1 protein-coding gene is annotated in these 505 nt (G+C 69.9%); it reads right to left on the bottom strand.

Annotated features, from left to right (window positions below; genetic code table 11):
- Nucleotides 1–505, bottom strand: a 505-nt coding sequence (locus DD559_RS19320; protein ID WP_240610415.1) for a methyl-accepting chemotaxis protein, incomplete at both ends; no start/stop codon positions are given.

Raw genomic sequence — 505 nt, 5'->3', positions numbered from 1 at the left:
GCCTGCACCTCCATCGCAGACCGGATGCGGTCGGCGCTTTCCTGCACCTCCGCCACGGTGGTCCGGATCGAGGCATTGGTCTCCACCGTCGATCGCGTCGCCGACTGGATCGCCGCGATCTTGGCGGCGATATCGTCGGTCGCCCGCGCCGTCTGGTTGGCCAGGCTCTTCACTTCCTGCGCCACCACCGCGAAGCCCCGGCCGGCATCGCCCGCCCGGGCCGCCTCGATCGTCGCGTTCAGCGCCAGCAAATTGGTCTGCCCGGCAATGTCGCGAATGAGGCCCAGGATCGATTCGATCGACTTGGCGTGATCGGACAGCATCTCGCTCATCCCCACCGCCTCGCTCGCCTGGCTCGACGCCCGCGTCGCGATCGCCGCCGCCGCCTCCACTTCGGTACGGGCATCCTCGATCGCACGGATCAGCCCCGCCGCCGTCATCGCCGCCTCCCGCATCGCAACCGCAGACTGCTCCGCCGCCGCCGCCACCTCGCTCGTCTTCCCCA

The organism is Sphingomonas pokkalii (genome assembly GCF_003096275.1).
GTDB classification, from domain to species: Bacteria; Pseudomonadota; Alphaproteobacteria; order Sphingomonadales; family Sphingomonadaceae; genus Sphingomonas; species Sphingomonas pokkalii.
Note: the sequence above shows the minus strand (reverse complement) of the source record. Positions and strands in the feature narration are given on the sequence as shown.